General features: G+C 65.4%; 17 protein-coding genes. 2 read left to right on the top strand and 15 right to left on the bottom strand.

Annotated elements, in window-relative coordinates:
• Nucleotides 1-10: 10 nt before the first annotated feature.
• Together CIK75_RS00985 and CIK75_RS00980 are read right to left on the bottom strand one after the other, a co-directional pair.
• Complete coding sequence (locus CIK75_RS00985) at nucleotides 11-1,357, bottom strand: MFS transporter (protein ID WP_096222949.1); 1,347 nt, start codon at nucleotides 1,355-1,357, stop codon at nucleotides 11-13.
• Complete coding sequence (locus CIK75_RS00980) at nucleotides 1,257-1,775, bottom strand: GNAT family N-acetyltransferase (RefSeq protein WP_086994840.1); 519 nt, start codon at nucleotides 1,773-1,775, stop codon at nucleotides 1,257-1,259. The genes CIK75_RS00985 and CIK75_RS00980 overlap by 101 nt, the downstream gene beginning before the upstream one ends.
• A gap of 518 nt (nucleotides 1,776-2,293) precedes the next feature.
• Between CIK75_RS00980 and CIK75_RS16440 the strand changes: the two genes are divergently transcribed.
• The gene (locus CIK75_RS16440; RefSeq protein WP_241895178.1) at nucleotides 2,294-2,464 is read left to right on the top strand and encodes a hypothetical protein; all 171 of its coding nucleotides are present in this window, start codon (nucleotides 2,294-2,296) and stop codon (nucleotides 2,462-2,464) included.
• Between the two features lie 18 nt (nucleotides 2,465-2,482).
• On the opposite strand, the gene CIK75_RS00970 is transcribed toward CIK75_RS16440, so the two are convergent.
• The 3 genes from CIK75_RS00970 to CIK75_RS00960 form a co-directional block, all read right to left on the bottom strand.
• On the bottom strand, nucleotides 2,483-3,307 hold the full coding sequence (locus tag CIK75_RS00970) for an inositol monophosphatase family protein (protein WP_086994842.1): 825 nt from the start codon (nucleotides 3,305-3,307) through the stop codon (nucleotides 2,483-2,485).
• Nucleotides 3,304-5,553 carry an NAD-dependent DNA ligase LigA gene (ligA, locus tag CIK75_RS00965; RefSeq protein ID WP_241895215.1) on the bottom strand — a complete coding sequence of 750 codons (2,250 nt, stop codon included), beginning with the start codon at nucleotides 5,551-5,553 and terminating at the stop codon, nucleotides 3,304-3,306. Before ligA ends, CIK75_RS00970 begins: the two co-directional genes overlap by 4 nt.
• A 187-nt stretch (nucleotides 5,554-5,740) precedes the next feature.
• Nucleotides 5,741-6,352 carry a DUF998 domain-containing protein gene (locus tag CIK75_RS00960; RefSeq protein ID WP_086994848.1) on the bottom strand — a complete coding sequence of 204 codons (612 nt, stop codon included), beginning with the start codon at nucleotides 6,350-6,352 and terminating at the stop codon, nucleotides 5,741-5,743.
• An 83-nt stretch (nucleotides 6,353-6,435) separates the two neighbouring features.
• Between CIK75_RS00960 and CIK75_RS00955 the strand changes: the two genes are divergently transcribed.
• Nucleotides 6,436-6,786 (top strand): MerR family transcriptional regulator, encoded by a 351-nt coding sequence (locus CIK75_RS00955; RefSeq protein ID WP_086994851.1) that lies wholly within the window; start codon nucleotides 6,436-6,438, stop codon nucleotides 6,784-6,786.
• Nucleotides 6,787-6,825: 39 nt separating this feature from the next.
• Here the strand turns inward: CIK75_RS00955 and CIK75_RS00950 are convergent, their stop codons facing one another.
• The 10 genes from CIK75_RS00950 to CIK75_RS00905 are packed head-to-tail and all read right to left on the bottom strand — an operon-like array spanning nucleotide 6,826 to nucleotide 19,564.
• Nucleotides 6,826-7,629 carry a CPBP family intramembrane glutamic endopeptidase gene (locus tag CIK75_RS00950; RefSeq protein ID WP_086994854.1) on the bottom strand — a complete coding sequence of 268 codons (804 nt, stop codon included), beginning with the start codon at nucleotides 7,627-7,629 and terminating at the stop codon, nucleotides 6,826-6,828.
• 28 nt (nucleotides 7,630-7,657) lie between these two features.
• Nucleotides 7,658-8,683: a S66 peptidase family protein gene (locus CIK75_RS00945; protein ID WP_086994856.1), complete on the bottom strand. Its 1,026-nt coding sequence runs from the start codon at nucleotides 8,681-8,683 to the stop codon at nucleotides 7,658-7,660.
• Nucleotides 8,684-8,738: 55 nt separating this feature from the next.
• A complete protein-coding gene (locus tag CIK75_RS00940) occupies nucleotides 8,739-9,440 on the bottom strand; it encodes a hypothetical protein (RefSeq protein WP_086994859.1) in 702 nt (233 codons plus the stop codon).
• 54 nt (nucleotides 9,441-9,494) lie between these two features.
• Nucleotides 9,495-11,132, bottom strand: coding sequence for a serine/threonine-protein kinase (locus CIK75_RS00935; RefSeq protein WP_096222948.1), 1,638 nt, complete (start codon nucleotides 11,130-11,132; stop codon nucleotides 9,495-9,497).
• The gene (locus CIK75_RS00930) at nucleotides 11,129-12,757 is read right to left on the bottom strand and encodes an FHA domain-containing protein (protein ID WP_096222947.1); all 1,629 of its coding nucleotides are present in this window, start codon (nucleotides 12,755-12,757) and stop codon (nucleotides 11,129-11,131) included. The genes CIK75_RS00935 and CIK75_RS00930 overlap by 4 nt, the downstream gene beginning before the upstream one ends.
• Entirely contained in the window at nucleotides 12,754-13,590 is an 837-nt protein-coding gene (locus CIK75_RS00925) for a protein phosphatase 2C domain-containing protein (protein ID WP_096222946.1), read from the bottom strand. Before CIK75_RS00925 ends, CIK75_RS00930 begins: the two co-directional genes overlap by 4 nt.
• On the bottom strand, nucleotides 13,587-14,765 hold the full coding sequence (locus CIK75_RS00920; RefSeq protein WP_096222945.1) for an RDD family protein: 1,179 nt from the start codon (nucleotides 14,763-14,765) through the stop codon (nucleotides 13,587-13,589). Before CIK75_RS00920 ends, CIK75_RS00925 begins: the two co-directional genes overlap by 4 nt.
• 3 nt (nucleotides 14,766-14,768) lie before the next feature.
• Nucleotides 14,769-17,159, bottom strand: coding sequence for a DUF3488 and transglutaminase-like domain-containing protein (locus CIK75_RS00915; protein WP_096222944.1), 2,391 nt, complete (start codon nucleotides 17,157-17,159; stop codon nucleotides 14,769-14,771).
• Entirely contained in the window at nucleotides 17,156-18,553 is a 1,398-nt protein-coding gene (locus CIK75_RS00910; RefSeq protein WP_096222943.1) for a DUF58 domain-containing protein, read from the bottom strand. Before CIK75_RS00910 ends, CIK75_RS00915 begins: the two co-directional genes overlap by 4 nt.
• A 27-nt stretch (nucleotides 18,554-18,580) precedes the next feature.
• Nucleotides 18,581-19,564, bottom strand: coding sequence for a MoxR family ATPase (locus CIK75_RS00905; protein WP_087000621.1), 984 nt, complete (start codon nucleotides 19,562-19,564; stop codon nucleotides 18,581-18,583).
• Between the last annotated feature and the right edge of the window lie 4 nt (nucleotides 19,565-19,568).

Below are 19,568 nucleotides of genomic sequence, written 5' to 3'. Positions count from 1 at the left end.
CCCCACCAGTCTAGTTCAGGACCGGCGTCGCCTGTTGCCGGGCCGCTCTGCTCATCCCCACGAGCGCCAGGAGCACTGCCCCCAAGGAGCCGATTCCGGCAGCGATGATGATCAACCGGTCGCTATCCACCACCAGTCCCGGGGTTCCCAGCAGGAAGCCCAGTCCGACCATGATTTTGATGACGACGGTTAGGTAGGCCCAGGCGGCCCCGTGATGGGCTTCGGGAATCCGTGCATAAACGGCGTTGCGCACCCCCACGTTGTGCATCCCGTTGCCGAATCCGCCCAGGACGAAGACCGCCAGGATGACTAGGGCGTTGGGCCACAGCCCCTCCACCAGGATGGCGGCCCCGATCAGCGCTCCGCCAAGAAGCACGGGCGTCCGTACTCGTGCTCCGAGGAACCGGTTTCCGCAGACCAGGGCACCACCCAGGGCACCCACCGACCAGGCCCCCAGCATCACGGCGTAGATGGTGTCGGTATCGGCGACCGAGCGCAAATAGAAGACCCCCGCGACGCCTTCGGCGGAAGTGAACAACACGACGGCGGCCATGGGCACCAGCAGGATGGCCAGCAGTCGGTCCGTGAAGAGGACCCGCGCACCGGATCTGGCCCCTCCGGCTTTCGGTTCTTCGACATCAACCGTCACGGCATCGCGCGGAACCAACAGCCCGGCGCCGACGGCCAGCAACGTAAAACCCAACGCGTTCAACGCCAGCACGGGCTGGACGGACCACGCGGTATAGGCGATGGCAGCGATCGGCGGTGCGAGGATGCCTGCCAGTGAACCCGCCGAGACGATCAGGCTGCTGGCCCGGGCCAAGGGCAGGGAACCTTTGATGGAGGGAATGAGCTTGAAGATCGCCGAGGCGTTGACCACCGCGCTGATGCTGGTCCCGCACATCAACACCAAGCTAACGAGCAGCTCATCGACGACGGTCATGAGGGCGAACAGCAGGACGTGAGCGAGCAGGCTGGCCACCCAGATCCTGCGCAGGTTCGCGCCATCGACCAACCGGCCCACCAGTGGGGCGGCCAGGATCGGCGGGATCAGCCCCGTGAGGAATAGTGCAGTGACGCCCCAGGACCCCAGGTGATCGGCGGCGGCAAGGGTCAGGGCAAAAAGTGCCATCCCGTCCCCCACCATCGAGACGAAGGCCAAGAGTACGAAACCCAGATAGCTCCCTCGCGTGGGGGTTCTGGCTGGGGGGCATGAGGCGACCCTACTGCATGAGCCGGAGCGCCGGCTGTCGGTCTTAAAGCGGCAGGATGTAGACCTTGAGCAGGATGTCGGTATCGGGGACGAACCAGTCGCGTTCGGTGGCGCGCTGGAAACCCATGGCCGTGTAGAGGGCATTGGCTGCTTCCCAATGTCCACCGGTAGTCAGCGAGACCGTGTCCACGCCCTCGAGCTGCCGGGCCCGGTCGATCACCGCTTCGACCATGGTCCGCCCGGCCCCCGAACGCTGTACGGCGGGGTCCACGACCAGCATTCGGAATTCGAGTTCGCCCGCTTCAGCAATATCTGCGTAGGGGTTCCCCTGCTGAACCAGGGTCACCGCGCCGATGACTGTCCCGTTGTTTTCGGCGACCAGGATCTCGGCTGCCGCGTGCCGGTCGGCGACCTGGCGGACGAACTGCAGGTACTCGTGGTCGGGGTCATCGAAGTGTCCCGCCGCAAGGTAGGAGTCGACGGTGATCCGGCCGATCTCCGGGTAGTCGGCTTCCGTGGCCTGGCGGATGGTGAGCGGGAGGCGGGCGGTTGCAATAGTCATCACCTCCCAGTTTGACAGATTCCGGCACCGCCACGGTACGGGGACCTGAAAATGTCGGCCACCTCACGGCGTCGAGCGATCCTACGGCCACCAGGCCCCTACGATCGGTGGATGGTCGTGTCCTGACTGGTGTTCGCCGCCTTCGGAGTGCTCACCGGGCTGACAACCGTCTTGTTTGGCTTTGGCGGCGGCTTCGTCATCGTCCCTGTCGTCTATGCACTTGCCGTGGCCTCCGGGGGTTCCGGTGAGGCAACGTTGGTGGCCGTAGCGACGTCGACCGCAGTGATGATCGTCAATTCCCTTTCAGCCAGTTTTGCTCATTGGCGCTCTGGCAGATTGCGGACCGATATGCTCCATCCGCTCGCCGCCTATATCGGGCTCGGCGCCCTGATCGGGGCCGACAACAGCTTCTTGGGGGTGGGCGGTTCCATCATGACCGTTCCGCTGCTGCATCGACTGGGGCTGTCGTCCACGCTTTCGCGCTGCCCACTTCCGTGGGGCCGCTACCCACGGCGCATGTGGGCTATATCGACCTGCTGGCGACTGCGGGTTTGCTGGCCGGGTCCCTGCCGACGATTTTCGCCGCCAAACGCCTGGTCGGCAAGCTGCCTGACCGCATCCATGCTGTCGCCTTCCTCGCCCTGCTCGTGGTGGTGCTGGCGTCGATGCTGGTCATTCGGCCGGGTTGATTTTTCTCGGGAACCAGCTCAGCCCGCCGGTGGCGCGGGAAGCAGCTCGAAGTCGATGTAGCCAGCTGCCTGCCAGCCCGGATCGGCCGGAGGACGTAACACCGGGCAACCGGCTTCCTCGGCGATGAGCGCCCCGGCGGACCAGTCGTGTTCACCGGTACCGTATTCGGCGTAGGCATCGAGGGTGCCGTCGGCGACCATGCACAAATCCACGGCAGCCGAGCCGATCCGCCGCACATTGGCGAACCCCGGCAACAGGGTGGCCACCGCTTGGAGCTGGAAGTCGCGCCGTACGGCGTCGTAACCGAATCCGGTGGCCAGCAGGGCCCCCGCGGCTCCGGGCACGGGGCCGGTGAGCCGGCGTGCCCCGGCGTCGTTCCCGGTTTCGGTGCCGCCCAGCCAGGAACCCGCTCCGCGGGAGGCCCACCAGGTGCTGCCCAGCGCGGGAGCCTGCACGACGCCGGCGAGCCACACGGCGCCCTCCCCACCGTCGGGTGCGGGGCCGGCGACGGCCACCGAGGTGGCGTAGTAGACGATGCCTCGCACGAAGTTGGCTGTACCATCCAGCGGGTCGATGGACCAGCGGTAGGCGCTGGGTTCCGCGGGGGTGGTGCTGCCGTATTCCTCGCCGGTGATCGCATCATGCGGGCGTTCGGCGTTGATGACCGCCCGCACTGCCTGTTCGGCGCGTCGGTCGTAGTCGGTGACCCAGTCCCCGGCGGCGGATTTGGTGTCGGCTGCGATATGGACGCCGTGGCGTTCGGCCAGGACGGCGGCACCGGCGGCCGCGGCACGGCGGGCGATGGCCAACAGGTCGGCGGTGGCTGCGGGGTTTTGGCTCATGTGGGGTCTCCATCGGTGGTGGTTTCGGGTACGGGGCCGTTTTCGAGCAGGGCGCGGAAGCCGTCCTCGTCCAGTACGGTCAGCCCGAGGGAGATCGCTTTCTCCAATTTGGTGCCTGCCGCTTCACCGGCGACGACGTAGCTGGTCTTCTTCGACACGGATCCCGAGGCCTTGCCGCCACGGGTGATGATGGCCTCCTTGGCCTCGTCGCGGCTGAAGCCTTCGAGGGATCCGGTGACCACGATGGTCAGGCCCTCGAGCGTGCGCTGAGTCTCACCGTGGGAATCGTCCACCATGCGCACGTTTTCGGCGGCCCACGCATCGACGATTCCCAGATGCCAGTCGAGGTCGAACCATTCGATGAGGGCCTCGGCGATAATCGGCCCGATGCCGTCGACGTCGGCCAGCTTTTCGGTGGCATCCTCGGCGGTGACGGCCTGGCGGATGGCCTCCATCGACCCGTAGTGGGTGGCCAGGGCGCGCGAGGCGGTGGGCCCCACATGACGGATGGACAGGGCCACGATCACGCGCCACAACGGCTGCGTCTTGGCCTTTTCCAGTTCCTCGAACAGCTTCTTCGTAGTGGCGGTCGGGGCCGATGGCTTCTTCTCGGTGCCCTTGCTCCAGAAGTACGGAACGAGTTCGAAGTGACCGGTCCCGGTGCCCTTGGATCGCTTTTCACGCCAGACCTTGACCTCGGCGAGCGCATCGCGCAGCGTGTCGTCTTCATGGCCGCTGGCCAGGTCGAAGATCTGGGCTTCGTTCGTGATGGGGCCGGGTCCTGCAGGTTTGGGCAGGCCTCCGTGTTCGGCGGGATCCGGGCCTGGCCCCACGGTCAGTGCTAATGCGGCTTCCTCGCCCAGCGCCTCGACGTCGAAGGCTCCTCGGCCACCGAGGTGGGCCACTCGCTCGGTCAGCTGGGCCGGGCAGGACTGGGCGTTGAGGCAGCGGATGTCAATATCGCCTTCCTTCGCCGGGGCCAGCGGTTCCCCGCAGGAGGGGCAGTCGGTGGGCATGACGAATTCGCGGAGTTCCTCTTCCCGGCCCTCGCGCAGGGGAAGGACCGGGCCGACAATCTCGGGGATGACGTCACCTGCCTTGCGCAGGATGATGGTGTCTCCGATGAGCACGCCCTTGGCCTTGACGACGTCCTGGTTGTGCAGGGTGGCCATTTCGACGGTGGAGCCGGCGACCTTGACCGGTTCCATGACCCCGTAGGGGGTGACTCGTCCGGTGCGTCCGACGTTGACGCGGATGTCCAACAGTTTGGTGTGGACCTCCTCGGGCGGATACTTATAGGCCACCGACCAGCGCGGTACCCGGGAGGTGTAGCCCAACGCCCGTTGGATGGCGAAGGAATCGGCCTTGATGACGATGCCGTCGATATCGTGGACCAGTGAGTGCCGGTCGGCACCATAGGCCTCGATGTAGGCCAGGACCTCATCGATCGAATCCACGACCTTCGAGTACGGGGTCACCGGTAGGCCCCACCCCTTGAGAAGTTCGTAGGTTTCGGACTGGGAGGCCGCGTCGAGGCCTTCACGGACCCCGAACCCGTGGACAAACATGCCCAGGGGGCGCTTGGCGGTTTCTGCCGGGTCCTTCTGGCGCAAGGAGCCGGCGGCCGCGTTGCGCGGATTCGCCAGTTCGGGTTTGCCTGCTTCGAGCAGGGCCTCGTTATAGTCGCGGAACTTCTGTGAGGGGAAGAAGATCTCCCCACGGATCTCGACCTCGGTGGGCCAGTTGCTGCCCGAGAGCTCGGTGGGGATGTCTTTGATCGTCAGCACGTTATGGGTGACGTCTTCCCCGGTCGTGCCGTCGCCCCGGGTGGCGGCACGGAGCAGCTTGCCGTCACGGTAGAGCAGGTTGATCGCGAGCCCGTCGATCTTGACCTCACAAAGCCAGCGCAGTTCTTGGTTCGGGGCCCGGGTTCCGGCGTTGGCGGTGGCCCGTTCGAGCCAGGCGGTGAGCTCTTCGAGGGAGAACACATCCTCCAGCGAGTACATCTGGGTCAGGTGGACCACCGGGGAGAAGGCCGCGGAAACCTCTCCACCGACTTCTTGGGTGGGTGAATCGTTGGAGACGATTTCCGGGTGCAGTTGCTCGATTTCCTCGAGTCGGGTGAACAGAACATCGAACTCGGCGTCGGAGACGATCGGAGCATCCTCGACGTAATACGCCGTCCGGTACCGGCGGACATCGTCGATGAGCTGCTGGTACTCCTCCCGCAGTTGCCCTGCGGGGATGACCTCTTCACCGGCGGCGGTACTGGCGCCTTCGGCGGAGGCCGTGGTGGAACGGGTGGTGGTGTTCTGCTGCTCGCTTGTCGTCACCCCTCTATCTTGCCTCACTGCTCGGACGCGTGGGAGCGAAGGAGGCCCCTCGTCCATTGGTCGTGCTGAATTGCCCGACGGCGAGCCGGAAGGCTGTCCCTCACCGCAGCATGAACCCCAGGCTCGCGAGCAGTGGGGCGATCGTCACCGCCAGGATGAAGACGCGTTCACTCACGCCGAAGGTGCGTGATCTCAGCGGTCGCACGAGCAGGGAAACCACGAGGGCCGCCAGTGAGATGGCGGAGATGACATGGAGTATCTGCAGTCCCGTCCCGACGCCGGGCATCCCCTGTGTCTCCAGCAGCCGGGCCTGCGGAGCGATCGTCGAGTAGGAGATCGTGAACCATCCCACGGCCAGCAAAAGGTGCACACGACCACGCAGCGTCTTCGCGGCCCCCGGCCCGTCCGTCGGCACCCAGGGCATCACCACGAGAACCAGTGCGAGAACAAAGAGCCAGATCCCCACGGTCGACCGGGGCGCGCCGAGCCCACTATCGGTCAGGAGTCCGAGGCCCAACGCGGCCCAGGCCAGGGCCGCAGCCCAAGCCGAGAGGCGCGACAGAGCCCGCGTCAGGGCGTTTGCCGAAGCGGCGTAGTCGCTGACCGTGTCCCCGACCGGGTGGATTCCGCCAGGGAACAGATGCAAGGCGAGGAACAGGGCCAGCCGGCACGGGAAGAGAACGGCTGCGGCGAGATAGAGAGCGTGACTCATATGGATCCTTGGGAAGCTATTGACCGTGTTGTGGTTCTGGTGTCACGCTAAAGCTTCAAGCGACTTGAAGGTCAAGAGATAGAATGCGCATCGGCGAACTCGCCCATCGAACCGGTTTAGCTGCTTCAGCCATCCGATATTACGAAGAGCGGGACATGTTCAGCCCGGGGCAGATCACGCGTTCTCCCAACGGTTACCGCGATTACGGCCCGGGAGCGCAACGCCGGCTCGAGCTCATTCTCTCCGGACGCGCGGTCGGCCTCTCGCTGGACCAGATGCGAACACAAATGGAGCACTGGGACACCATGACCAGCTCAGAACGTGTGGTGCTGCTGGAACAGCAGTACGCAGTTCTCCACGAACGCATCAGCGAACTGACATACCGTCGGGATGCTCTTTCCACGGTGCTCGCCCAGCTGAGGTGCCCCGACTGAGCGCTCCGGTGGGCGGTGCGGCAGCTCACCGGCGGCCCTTTAACGGGGAACCAAACCGGTCAGTTGCAGCATCGGGAATATGACTGCGGGGGAACTGCTCAACAGGTTCACGATGAAGTGGGCGATGGTGATGGGCAGCAAACGTTTCTGTCGGAGCACGATCAGTGCCGATCCGATCCCCCACACCGTGAACGCCACGACATAGACGATCATGGCGTCCGCCGTCGGGGCGAAGAAGGCGTGCTGGGCGCCGAAAGCGAGCGAACAGAGCAATACGGTGGCGAGGACCGACCACCGACGCAACAGGCGTGACTGGGAGTAGCCACGGAACACCGCCTCCTCGGCGGGGGCATTGAGCGGAGCGAACGTCAGAACGGCGATGATGCCCAGGGCCAGGCCCCATCCGGGGTGGGCGATCGCGGCGGCCTGCGGGTCGAAGAAGACCGTTTCGAATGCCGTGAACATCTCGGGGCCGTGCAGGGCCCACATGGTGCCCATGATGGCGGCCACGAAGGGGAGGTAGAGGACGAGGATCCAGAGCAGTCCCCAGCCGGTTTCGCGCAGCATCGGGCGCCGGGCCGGGATGAACAGGGAACGAAGGTCCTGGCCTTCGGAGCGCAGGAAACGGGCAACGAGCCACAACGAGACGATGTTCACCGGGAGCAAGCTCAACGATGCGAGCAGGGGCGACGGCGGAAACGAGGCCGGACCGTCGACACCGACCATGACCAGCCAGGCGATCGTCGTGGCCAAGGCGACCAGCCCCACCCGCGCGATCAGCAGGACTCCCCCGCGCAGGGCGTGGGTTCGGACCCCGTCCGACGGTGCTGGTTGCGCACTCATGGCATCAGGATACGTCCAGCCCCAGTCATCACGGGATCAGGTGTTGGGTGATCCACCCGTGCCCGTCGACCAATTCGACCTCTGCCAGCGCCCCGTTGACCAACGGCATCTGCGGAGGCTGGTGCCCCGTATCGAAATCAAGGATCACCGGAATATCCAGATCCCCCAGTGCCCGTTCCACCGCTTCGCTCTGCGTCAATTCCGCGGTATCGGGAGCAGTGGTGCGTCCGATCAATATGCCGTTGGCGTGGTCGAACCATCCGGCCAGCCGCAACGCCCAGAGCATTCGAAGCACGCTCACGGCGTCGGAATCGACGACTTCGAGGTAGACGATTAGTCCTTCGGGGGCATGACGGCGAGCGAATCCCGACAGATCCCCAAAACTGGATCCCGCGAGCAAGGACACCGTCTCCAAACACCCTCCCAGGAGTCGGCCACGCAGTTCCACGTCCTCGGCATGCAGCGACGTCCAGGCGGTCGGCTCCTCATAGGCTTCGGCCCGCCCCAACGGTTCCTCGTCCCAGTCGGACCACGGGCGTGAACGACGATACGGGGCAGCTGTTTGGGTAAAGGATGCTCCTTCGGGGAGCGCTGCCACCTCGGTCCACCGATGGAACCCGGCCGGTAGTTCCCACGGCTCGTCCATCAGGCTGCCACCGTGAATGGTTGCGACACCGGTGGTGATCGTCAGTGGCAGCAGGAGGGTGGAGATATCCGACCAGCCCACAAACCATGTGGGGTCCTCCGCGAGGGCTTTCCAATCGGTTCCTTTGACGATTTCGATGGCCAGCTTCCCGCCCCAAGGTGGCAGGACGGCACGGGCCGGACCGGCGAAGGCGGCAGCGAGTTCGGTACGCCTCGTGGATGGCGGGCCTGAGGCCAGTCCCTCCTGGCGGACGGATTCCTCCACCCGTACTTCGAACCCGGCAGCGCGCAGGTCCGATACCGCATGGTCCAAGCGGGCGTGCAGGGATCCCGGGACGCCCATCGACGGGGCGGTCACGTCGATTCGGTCTCCCTCGGCAAGGGGGCGGGGGTATCGCATTCCGGTCATCTGATTGACCCTAGCAATGCTCTGGCCACCGTCCTTGCGTCCCTGGGTCTGAGGACTAGTCGTCGGCTGCGGGAGCTGCGTCCAACAACGGCAAATCCGCAGCGACCACCAGATGCGAGGTGACGGCATGTTCGACCAGGCGGGCCCGCCGGTTGGTCGCCAACTTGCCGGCGCCCCCGCGCAGCCCGGCGACTCCAGACTTGTCCAGCTTGTCGCAGACGTTGTCCAGTTTGCGGTTGAACTTGGTCAACGGCCAGCCCAGCCGGGCGGCTGCCTTGGCCGATGTCGGGATGGAGCTCAACCCGGTGCCGTCGCGGCGCAGCATGGGCTCCGCCAGCGCGACCACCAACGCCCGTTGGGCATCTGTGAGCACGACGGGGCCAATCGTGGTCTGCCCGTCACCATCGTCGGCACTCCATTCCTGACGGAAAGCCGGGGTCGAGAGGTGGACCGAAAATTCGTAGGTCGTCGGCCCTGCAGTGAAAACGACGTTGGTCTGACTGAACACCAAAGGGATACGTGCCCCCGGAGCCACCCAGGCCTGGAGACCGCCGGTGGCATCGGCGATGGTCGCCGAGAGGCGGGACCCGACATTGGAGAGCCACCAGATGCTGTCGTAGCGGGCCACGGTGAGGAAACGCCGATGCAGGTAGGGGTTCTCGTCGACCTCCAGGTCGCCTTCACGCCCAATGGTGAAAACCTGGTCATCGTCGACCGGGAACCATTCCCCACAAAAATCGATGTTTACTTCCACCATGAGTCCTGTCCCCTGTGTCCTGCTTCATCTCTCGCGGATCGTCCACCCACGAGACTAGCCGTCCGAACAGTATCTGCTGGGGTCCGAAGCTTTTCCTGTCGATCGCACCAACACCACTTGGATGCAGGTCGGCTCGCCTTTGACGGCCTCGGTCGTGACGGTGGGCTCCTCCACTTTCCGGTTCTCTCCTTGTTCGGTGGCCGTCACCGGAGCCCAATAAAAGACATCGCCCTTCTGGGCCTTCGGGCTCTTCCAACTGAAGGTCATCTTCGAACCGGACTGCTTTACGGCGAAGTCCTTGACCTGCGGGACCACGCCCTCCTGCCCCAGCAGCGGGTCTGCCGGTGCCTGGCTCAACGAAACACCCGAGGAAACCTCCTGTGCCTCACTTCCCCGGTTCAAGGCAGTCACCACAAAAATTCCCGCGATGACCATGGCCAACACGGCGCCGAGTCCCGCCACCAATCCGGTGGGGAATCGTTGGCCCTCGTGTTGCCGGCCCGCAGGCCGTGACGGTACGACCGGAACCCAGCCGTCGGCACCGGGTTCCTCCCCGTCGACCGCATTGACCACAGGGGGCGGGCCCACCTGACGTCCCTGCCGTTGGCGTGAGCCGGCCAGCGAACCGTCCGGCAGCCGGCCGCGCATGATGGTTGCGTCCTCCGCCCCTGCCGGGTCCGCAACTAGTGGATCCGTGATCGGCGTCGGCCCCCCTGTCGGGGGTCCCGGGGTAGCCCCGGCCTCAGGATCGATGGAAACGACCTGCCGCACCCGGGTCGCCTCACCGCCCTCGTCGACGCCGGATTCCTCGCGGGGAACCGGCTCCTCCATCACTTCGAATGCCGTCACGGACAGGCCGAGTTCGGCTTGGACTCGTTGCAAGGCCAGGGCCAGATCGTGGACGGATTCAAAACGTGCCCACGGACTCTTGGCCATGCTGGTGGCCAGTGTCTGTTCCAAAGCCGCCGGCACATCCGGGCGGTTGAGCGAGGCCAGGGGCGCGGTGGTAATCCGCGAAATCAGCTCGCGCTGGGAGTTGTCGGCCCCCGAGCGGACGAAGGGCGACCTGCCGGCCAGCAGCGTGTAGATCGTCGCGCCCAGGGACCAGACATCCATGCGCACCCCATTGGGGGAGCCCCCGGCAAAGGCCTCGGGCGGAGACCACGGGATCGACAATCCTGCTTCATCGTCCAGTGTGTCGGTCGTTCCGGAGATACCGAAGTCGGTCAAGGCCGGACGGTTATAGTCCGTCACGAGGATGTTCGCCGGTTTGATATCGCGGTGGACGATGCCGGCTCGGTGCGCGGTCTCCACAGCCGAGGCGACCTGGATGGCCAAGGACAGGACTTCGTCGACTCCCAGCCGGGCTCGCCGGTAGCGGACGTCCAGGCTCGGTCGGGAGCAGTACTCCATGGCCAAATACGAATGGCCTTCGGCGGTGATATCGGCTTCGAAGATCGTCACGATGTACGGATGCGAAGACAGCTGAGCCATGAGGTTGGCTTCGGATTCGAAGCGTTTACGGGCGCTTTCCGTTTTCAGGTCGGAGAGCAGCACCTTCACGGCCACCTTCCGGCGAGGCCGATCCTGTTGGTAGAGGTACACATCCGAAAAACCGCCGGATCCCAGGAGGTTCAGATATTCGAACCCCTCGATCGACGGTGGCGGTGCCGGGGGACGCTTGCCGCTCACAGCAGGCCCTCGAAGCGCAACGAGACCCCGTCTCCCAAATCGGCGATATCTCCGTCGAGCAGCATCAGCTTCTCCCCCTGGCCCAGTCGACGCGGCGGCATGTTCTGGCGGACCAGCAGGGTGCCGTTGGTCGCCTTGAGGTCCACCAACATGACGTGCCAGCCCTCGAGCCGTACTTCCAGATGCGAGCGGGAAATGTCACCGCTGGGGCTCTTCACTTGAACAACGCGTGGCATGGACTCGCTCGCCGAACGGCTGACGGTGGGCTGGCGGCCGATGACGGCGGGGCGGTCAAGTTCGACGATCTCGCCGTCGGAGATCACCATCCGGCCCAAGGCCGGCCGGGCCACATCCGTGGGGTCATCATTCAACGTGGCCTCACAGAGGCCACAGGTCGAGGAGGTCGGCGGGTTCGCATGCCCTTCTGCACAAAGTCGGCCCAGAACCAGCGGACCGGTCATCGGCTGTTCGGTTCCCGGGCTTCGCGACGTCGTCGGAATGGCCTCGGTGGGCAGGTCCCCGCGCATCACGGTGTTGCCGTCATGGTCACCCCAGGACGGCGTCGCAGTCCCCTCGAGGTCGGCGACAGGCGCCTGCGTCGGCGTTGGTTCGGGTCGGCCGGGTGCCGAGGTGATCGTCGGCAGGTCCTCGGCGCCGGCATCAGCTGCGGCAACCTTCTGGTTACCTCTGGCCTCCGGGTGTGCTTGGGCCCGTGCGGCTGCCAGCCACGGGACGGCGTCGATCAGTGCTTCGGGGTCCGGTTGCTCTTCCTCACCGTGAAGACCGGCAATGGTGTCGTCCGAAACCCGTTCAGCGGCTTCCGGTTCCTCGGCCCGTGGTTCCTCCGGGGCAGCTTCGGCAACCTGCTTCTCCGCAGGCTCCTGGGCCACTTCGTCCTTCGGCTCGGCCTCCGGCTCCGGTGAGGGCTCCCGGGAGGCCCGGGAAAGAACAGTATGAGACTCGTCGGCTTCCTCAGCCGAAACGAATTCTTCGTCAGCCTCGGCGGGCATCTGCGGCAGCTCGGTTGCTGCCGGCTCGGCGGCGCTCATTTCCGCTTCGGCCTCTGGTTCTGCCACGGCTTCAACGTCAAGATCGGCGGTTGCTGTTGCCGATGCCTGGGTTTCCGGCTGCGGGGCCGAGAGTGGCTCAATGGTTCCAGGGCCATCCGTCGGTAGCTGCACGCGAAGGCGTCCGAAGGGGACGATTCCCTCGACGATCGGCAACCAGGGTTGATCCCCGTCGTCGGGCTGGCGCAGCACGTCATCGAGGGCGAGACTCAGGCTCTCCTGGTTCGGGATGCGCCGTTCCATCCAGGTGGTGACGCCGAGCCCGTTCACGTGGGTGCTCAGTTCTCGACCTTCAGCCGACATCGAGACCGGGCCTCGCAGGATGGTGTGCACATCACTTTCGAGGCTGATGATTCCGAAGGGAGCCATCCCCGTCAGGGCCAGCCCCCGAGCCGAAAGCACTGCTGACAGAAGAGATTCCACCCCCGGCTCCTTCTCGAGTGCCTGCCACAGGCGCTCCAGGTGTTCCGGGTCGGTGCCTTCGGGCAACAGCACGAGGTGGCCATGACGTACCAACGCCCACCACGGCCCGGGAAGATAGCTCATCCGCATGGTCATGCCCCTTCAACCGTCGGACGCGGTTGGGTCTGACCGTGTTCAACCACCGCTCGTGGGGCGGTATCGCTGAACTCATCGTCCTCGTGTTCGAGCTCCACATCGACGATCACGAGGGAGATGTTATCGCGGCCGCCGGAGCGCAGGGCTGCCTGCAACAGGTCATCGACGGCAATCTGAGGTGGTGTGCGAGCCACCAGCACATCTCGGATCGCCCCGTCGCCGACTTCATTCGTCAGCCCATCAGAGCAGATGAGGAGCCGGTCCCCCGGGCGTGCCGGGAGCATCCAGAAGTCGGCTTCGCTGTCTTCGCCGGTCCCCAGCGCCCGGGTGATGACATTGCGGCGGGGGTGGGTCAGGGCTGCCTGCGCGGTGATCTCGCCCCGGTCGACCATCTCCTGGACCTCCGAGTGGTCCACGGTCACCTGGCGGAATTCATCACCGGCGAGCAGATAGGTTCGCGAATCCCCGACATTGAAGACCAGCCAATAGACCGCTTCACCCTGACGGACCAGGGCGGCACCTGTCACCGTGGTACCGGCGCGGGAGGCTGCCGCCTCGCGGATGGCCAAGTCTGCCGAGACCATGAACTGCTGCAGGTCTTCCGGAGTCAGCCAGTCACCTGCGGCTTCCTGCCCCGCGGCGAACGTGGCGACGCAGATACTGCTGGCCACCTCTCCTGCCTCATGCCCGCCCATGCCGTCGGCCACCGCGAAAAGGTGACGCTCGGCCAGGACGGCGTCCTCATTGAGCGGACGACGCAGGCCACGGTCGCTGGCACATCCGAAGTCCAACGCCACGTGGCCGTCGGCGGCTCGGGAATCCGCCCCGCTCATGCGGGGCTCACTACGAAATGACGGTCGCCGAAGTACACAGTGTCACCATACTCGGCATGTTGGGACTGGCCGGCAGCCAACGTCTTCCGTACCCCGTCGGCCCCGGCAAGACCCGATCCGTTGGTCGAGTTGCGGTCAGTGACCCAGACCCCCGAACTATCGGCTGCCAGATGCAGATGAGTTTTGGAAACCGAGCGGCCCATATCCGCGTAGTTGAACAGTTCGGCGACTTCTTCCCCGTCGTGGGCTGCCGGGTTCCTGCCGATCAGTGCCGTGGATTCCAGCACCATGACCTGACCGTCGTCGAAGCGCAGACGGGCACCACGGACCGCTTGGACGACGGCTGCCGACCGCAGTTGGGTGTATTCGACGTCGCCCTCCTCCGTCCCGGCTCCTTCAGGGTGTGGAGCCGCGGAGGCGGGTGGTTCGGGGGCTGGCTGGGCGGCAGGAGCCGGCGGGGTCGGGGCTGGCGTCGGCGTCGGCGTCGGGGCAGGCTCTCCGATGGTGGGAGCCGCCCCTGTCCCTTGCTGATTCATGCCGGGAACACCGGTGATGGGACCGCCGGCCGGCTCTGGTGCCAGGGCGGGCCACACCGCCTGACCGGAACCGTAGTCCGGGTGTCCCGGCTGCCCGGGTGCGGTGACTCCTCCGGGGGCGAAGGCCGAGGGGCCGAAGAGGCCTCCGGTGAGCAACGGGTTGCGTCCCTGGTTCACGTCGACCACGAGGGTGCGGGCTGCCTTGTCGTGCCAGCCCTGGCGCTGATGGTTCGGATCCCAGAGGTTGGAGAGCAGCATGATGACCGGCCCCACCACGGGGACGATCCCCGCAACCCATACCAGGGCGCGGCGGATGAAGACCTTGCCCCAACCGGGAGCAAAGCCGTCTTCGTCGGTGGTCCGCAATCCAAGGGCCAGATTGCCCAGGGTCTTGCCGGTCCCCGCTTCCCAGCCCCAGACAACGATCGCATAGGCCAGGATGAAGACGGTGAGGACCATCGATGCGGTGGCTGTCTCGGCGAGGAGTTCACCGGTGGTCAGGTAGCTGGCCCCGCTCATGGTGGAGGAGGTGACACCGGCGTAGACCATCGTCGCCAGGAGCACCGGGACGATGTCCAGCAGACCGGCAACCAGTCGTTTCGCGGCCACGGCGTTGACCAGGTTCAGGTTCTGGGCCACTGGCTACTCCTTTTCCTCGGGGGTTTCTACTGTACGGATATCTTGCTGCCCTGACCCACCTTGCGCCCGGCGGGCGTTGACCCGGGCCGTCGCATCAAGGACCAACGAACGCGGGGAATACTTGCCCCTCATGCGCCCCCAGAATCCTACCGAGGAACTCATGCCAGCTAATTGTTCGTCAACCATGTTCCAGTAGTCGGCGACCTCGGCCTCGGAGGGCACTGCGGCTCCGAAGACCGCGGCATCGGCCCGGTGGGCCAACGCCTTGGTGGTGTTCGCTGTTTGAGGGAAACCCTCGCCAAGGGCCCGGGCGTTCTCCCGGCGCGTGCCCGAAGGGTCGGGCCGCGCCCCCAGGTCGGTGGCTAGGCTGATGACTTCCTTCCACCCACCACCCAGGCGGTTGCCGGGTCCCCCGGTTCCGAAACGATGTTTGCGCCGGCGCAGCTTCAAGAAGGCCACCACGAGCAACGGAAGCATCAGGATGAACAAGGGGATCACGATGCTCAGTGTGACGGTGAGGATCGGCCCCCAGAAAGCCCAGAACTCTTCGTTGGACTCGTCGACATCCTGCGGATCGGGTGCCGTCTCCGGAGGTAGCTTCGCTTTGTCCTGTGGCGGTGGTGGCGGTTGCAGCACCTGGGGTTGTGGGATCGACTGGGGTTCCTGCTGTGGTGGGGTCGGTTCCTTATCCTTATCCGGGGTGGGGGTAAAGGCCACCCAGCCGACGTTTTCGAACCCGATCTCCACCCACGCGTGGACGTCCTCGCCCTTGATCTGCACGGTGCCCGACGGATCGTATTTTTCCGGATAGAAACCCATCACCACGCGGGCAGGCATCCCCTGGTCGCGGGCCATCAGAGCCATGGCGGCAGCATATTGTTCGTCGTCGCCGATCATGGCGTCGGCGTCGAGCAGGGAAGCTATCCGTGCCGCCCCGTGACCCGAGAGGCTCGGTACCTCGTTTTCCTTGCCGTTGGAGAAATAACCCGTCTCATGGAGGATGCCCTCCATCGCTGCGGCGCGTTCCACCCCTGTCGTTTCGTCTCCGACCATCTCGGCTGCCTTGCCCGAGATGATTTGTGGGACGTTGGCCAGCTTGGGCATCGTCACATCGGAGAGGCCATAGTCCTTGAGTTTCTTCCGGTCGATCTGCACCGGGTACTCGACGGTGGCCGTATAGGAATCCCCGGCCCGTAGGCCGGTGGTCGACAGTGCGGTTTCGGCGTCGTCGTTATAGAACAACGAACGGGCCAGTTCCTCGGAGCGTTCCCCCGAGACGTCCAGGCCCAGGAGTTTACCGCCGGCGGGCAGCCAGACCCCGTGGTATCCCTCGATCGTGATGTCCAGCGAACCGCGAGAACGCAACGGATCCTCGGCGCTCGAGGAGTTGACGTTCTCGGCATCCCCGACGGGGGTGAAGTTCCCGCCCGAACGCGGATCGACATCGAACACCATGCCGTCATAACTGTCCAGTGCGGCCAACCTGACCCGTTGGCCGTCGGGCAACCCGGTGACCGAGAGCAGCGGCTCATCGGCATGGTCCTTGGCATAGTTGCGGAAACTCATCAACGGGCTCGGGTAGTCATAGAGGTCGATGGGTGGGACGACGGCGTCGCGCAGCACCTGCCGCGGCTGGTCTACTTGTAGCGCCGGGGAGGCGACGGCCGTCAGACCGCCGGCAACCATCAGCACCACTGCACCGAATCCGATGCGGCGCAGACCGGGCCGGGCGGCCGAGACGTGGCCGCCACCGTTTCCGGTTGGCTGGTCGAGGCCCGCAGCACGGTCCACCTGTCGCCGCCAGGCCAACCAGCAGACCAAGGCCATGACCAGCACGAGGCCGCGCAGCAACGGCAGCGGCACGTCCCTGGTGCCAAAGATGATGCCGACGATGAACATCACGGTGATCGGGATGGCGGTCCAGAACGGTGAGCGGAAACGCCAGGCGAGCAGACCGGCGACCAGGGCGGTGACGTAGGCGCTGAGGAAGGGGACGACCAGCATGCCCGCACGCAGGCCGACCGGCGGGGCGACGGTGAGTACGTCCTTCCAGGACAAGACGACGCCGGCCAGCAGGGTGCGCAGTGATTCGAGGTTGGGCAGGAAACCCGAGGTGGCCTCCGCCGGGGTGGCCAGGGGCGTTCCGGCGATCAGGTAGATCGCGATGCCCAGGCCTGCCGCCGGCAGGAATCCCCACCGGTAGCGGACGATGACGTAGGACAGGACCAGGCCAAGCACCACGCCACCGAATCCGGCCAGCAGGTAGTGGCTGTCACCGCCGAAGGCGGCATCCAAGCCCAGGACCCCCAACCCGAGGCAGATCAGCAGGACCGCCGCATCGATGGCGCGGTGGGCGGAGGGCAGGTGCGAGCGCCACGAGACGGGGGCGCTCATGAGGCCACCTGGTGCAGGATCAGGGGCAGCTCGCTGAGTTGGCCGACGGTGATCACCGTCAGGTCCCCGATGGAAGCCCGGGCAGGTTCGGCTCCGGTCCCACAGCGTACGGCGAAGGCCCTGACCCCAACGGGTACGTGGGTGCTGGCCCGACGCAATTGCGCCGGGGTGGCGGCCGTACCGGTGATCAAGAAGAAGACCGAGGCGTTGGGCACCGCGTCGTTGATGGTTCGTGAGAGGTCGATCAGGTCGTTACGCCGGGCTGTGCCCTCGACCCGGGTGCAATCATCGAGCAGATTCCTGCCGGTCTGGGTGCGCAGCGGGCCCGCCTGGGTCAGTACCGAAAGGTTCCGTTGTTCACGGACCGCTTGGAGCCCAATCGAGGCGGCCACCGAGACGGCGAGTTCGAAATCATCAGACTCGACGTATTCCGCGGTGTTCGTGGACAAGGCGATGGCCAGATGGGAGCGGCGGGTCTCTTCGAACTGACGGACCATCAGCTCGCCGGTGCGTGCGGTGGTTTTCCAATGGATATGACGCCGGTCATCTCCAGGAACATAATCGCGGAGGGCATGGAAGGAGACATCCGAGGAGGACAGCACCCGGGTTGGCTCCCCTTCCAGATCCTTGATGAACCCGGAACTGGTCCCGCCCAACGCCGTCGTCCGGGGGTGGACGAACAGGTCTTGGACCTCCGTCCATTTGATCTGTCGTCTCAGCAGCCCAAACGGATCCTGTCGGATGGAGCGCACCGGCCCCACGGCAATGACGGCCCGTCGGTGGGTGGGGATGGTGAACAGTTCCTCATGGACTGCTACGGGGGCCAACCGGGGGATCCTGAAGAACGCGGTGGAGGTACCGACCGGCAATTCCATGGCTACCGGAAGCAGTGCCTTCGTCGAGGCGTTCTGCACTTCCAACCCGCCCACGGCCCGGTCCCCTACGGCGACCCGGGTCCGGTTCAGATCCAGGGTGACCCGGAAGACCGAACGGCCCAGAATGAAGGCGATGGCCAACAGCAGGAGCAGCGCACCCATCAGGGCGGCAATCCTCGCTTCCTGCCAGCCGAAGACCCCACCCAAAACGGCCAAGGCCACGACGACGGCGGCCAGCAGCCAACCCAGTGGGCTCACCACGTCCGTGGCCGGTTCAATCCTGGGCAGGGCCCACCCGCTCAAGCGCTGCCAGAGGGGCTGGACTTCGAGCTTGATGAGCTGGCCGACTTGGGCCGTGAGGGACGCCGGATGCAGTCGGGAACGTTTTTTCTCCGTTGGCTGCGTTCTGCGCGGCCCGTTGGACCCCCGCCGTGACCGGAACAGTCCCCCGAGGCCGGGGAACCGAGAAGACCCGGTCCTGGCCGACCGGCGACCGGAGTCCTGTGTCGGTGTGCTCATACTGAAGTGACTGCCTTCCGGACCGGGCTACGCGCGGGAATCTGCGTCGGCCCGCTGCTGCGGTGCCGCGGTCACGGACAGAATCCGGGCCAGGACGGACTCCGGGGTTGCCCCGGCAAACTCTGCTTCGGGGTCCATGACGAACCGGTGCGTCCACACGAACGGCGCAAGTTCCTTCACATCGTCGGGCAACACGTAGTTGCGGCCTTCCGACGCGGCCCACACCTTGGCGGCACGGACCATGGCCAAGGCGCCACGGACGGAGACCCCCAACCGGGTTTCCTCGGCCGCACGGGTCTGCTCGGTCAGTTCGGCAACATAGTTCAGCACGGACTCATCAACATGCGCGCTGGTGGCCAAATCGGCCATATCGGCGACGGCGCTGGTGGTGATCAGCGGTTTCAGCGCCAACGACCTGTCCCGGGTGGAGGCACCGGAGAGCAGGGCCACCGTGGAGGCCCGGTCCGGGTAACCGATGGACGTCTTGATCAGGAAGCGGTCCAGTTGTGCTTCGGGAAGCCGGTAGGTACCTGCCTGCTCAATCGGGTTTTGTGTCGCAATGACCATGAAGGGCCGCTCTTGGGTGTACGTTTTGCCGTCCACGCTGACGCGGGCTTCTTCCATGACTTCCAGCAGCGCCGACTGGGTTTTGGGCGAGGCACGGTTGATCTCATCGGCCAGCACGATATTGGCGAAGATCGGCCCCTGATGGAATTCGAAGAGCTGGCTCTTCTGGTCATAGATCGTGATGCCCGTGACGTCCGACGGCAACAGGTCGGGGGTGAACTGGATGCGCGAGTTCGAGCCCTGGACGGTGGCCGCCAGCGAACGGGCCAGCATTGTTTTGCCGGTGCCCGGGGCATCCTCGAGCAGCACGTGCCCTTCCGAGAGCATGGCCGTGAGGATCAACTTGATCACGTCGGGTTTACCCAAGATGGCCTGACCGACATTGGCCACCAGCTTCTCGAAAGTGCCGGCAAACCATTCGGCCTGTTCGTTGGTCATCGTCATGTGT

The sequence above is a fragment of the Glutamicibacter sp. BW78 genome (genome assembly GCF_002332245.1).
GTDB classification, from domain to species: domain Bacteria; phylum Actinomycetota; class Actinomycetes; order Actinomycetales; family Micrococcaceae; genus Arthrobacter_H; species Arthrobacter_H rhombi_A.
The sequence above is the reverse complement of the archived record's forward strand: the minus strand, read 5'-3'. Positions and strand labels throughout refer to the sequence as shown.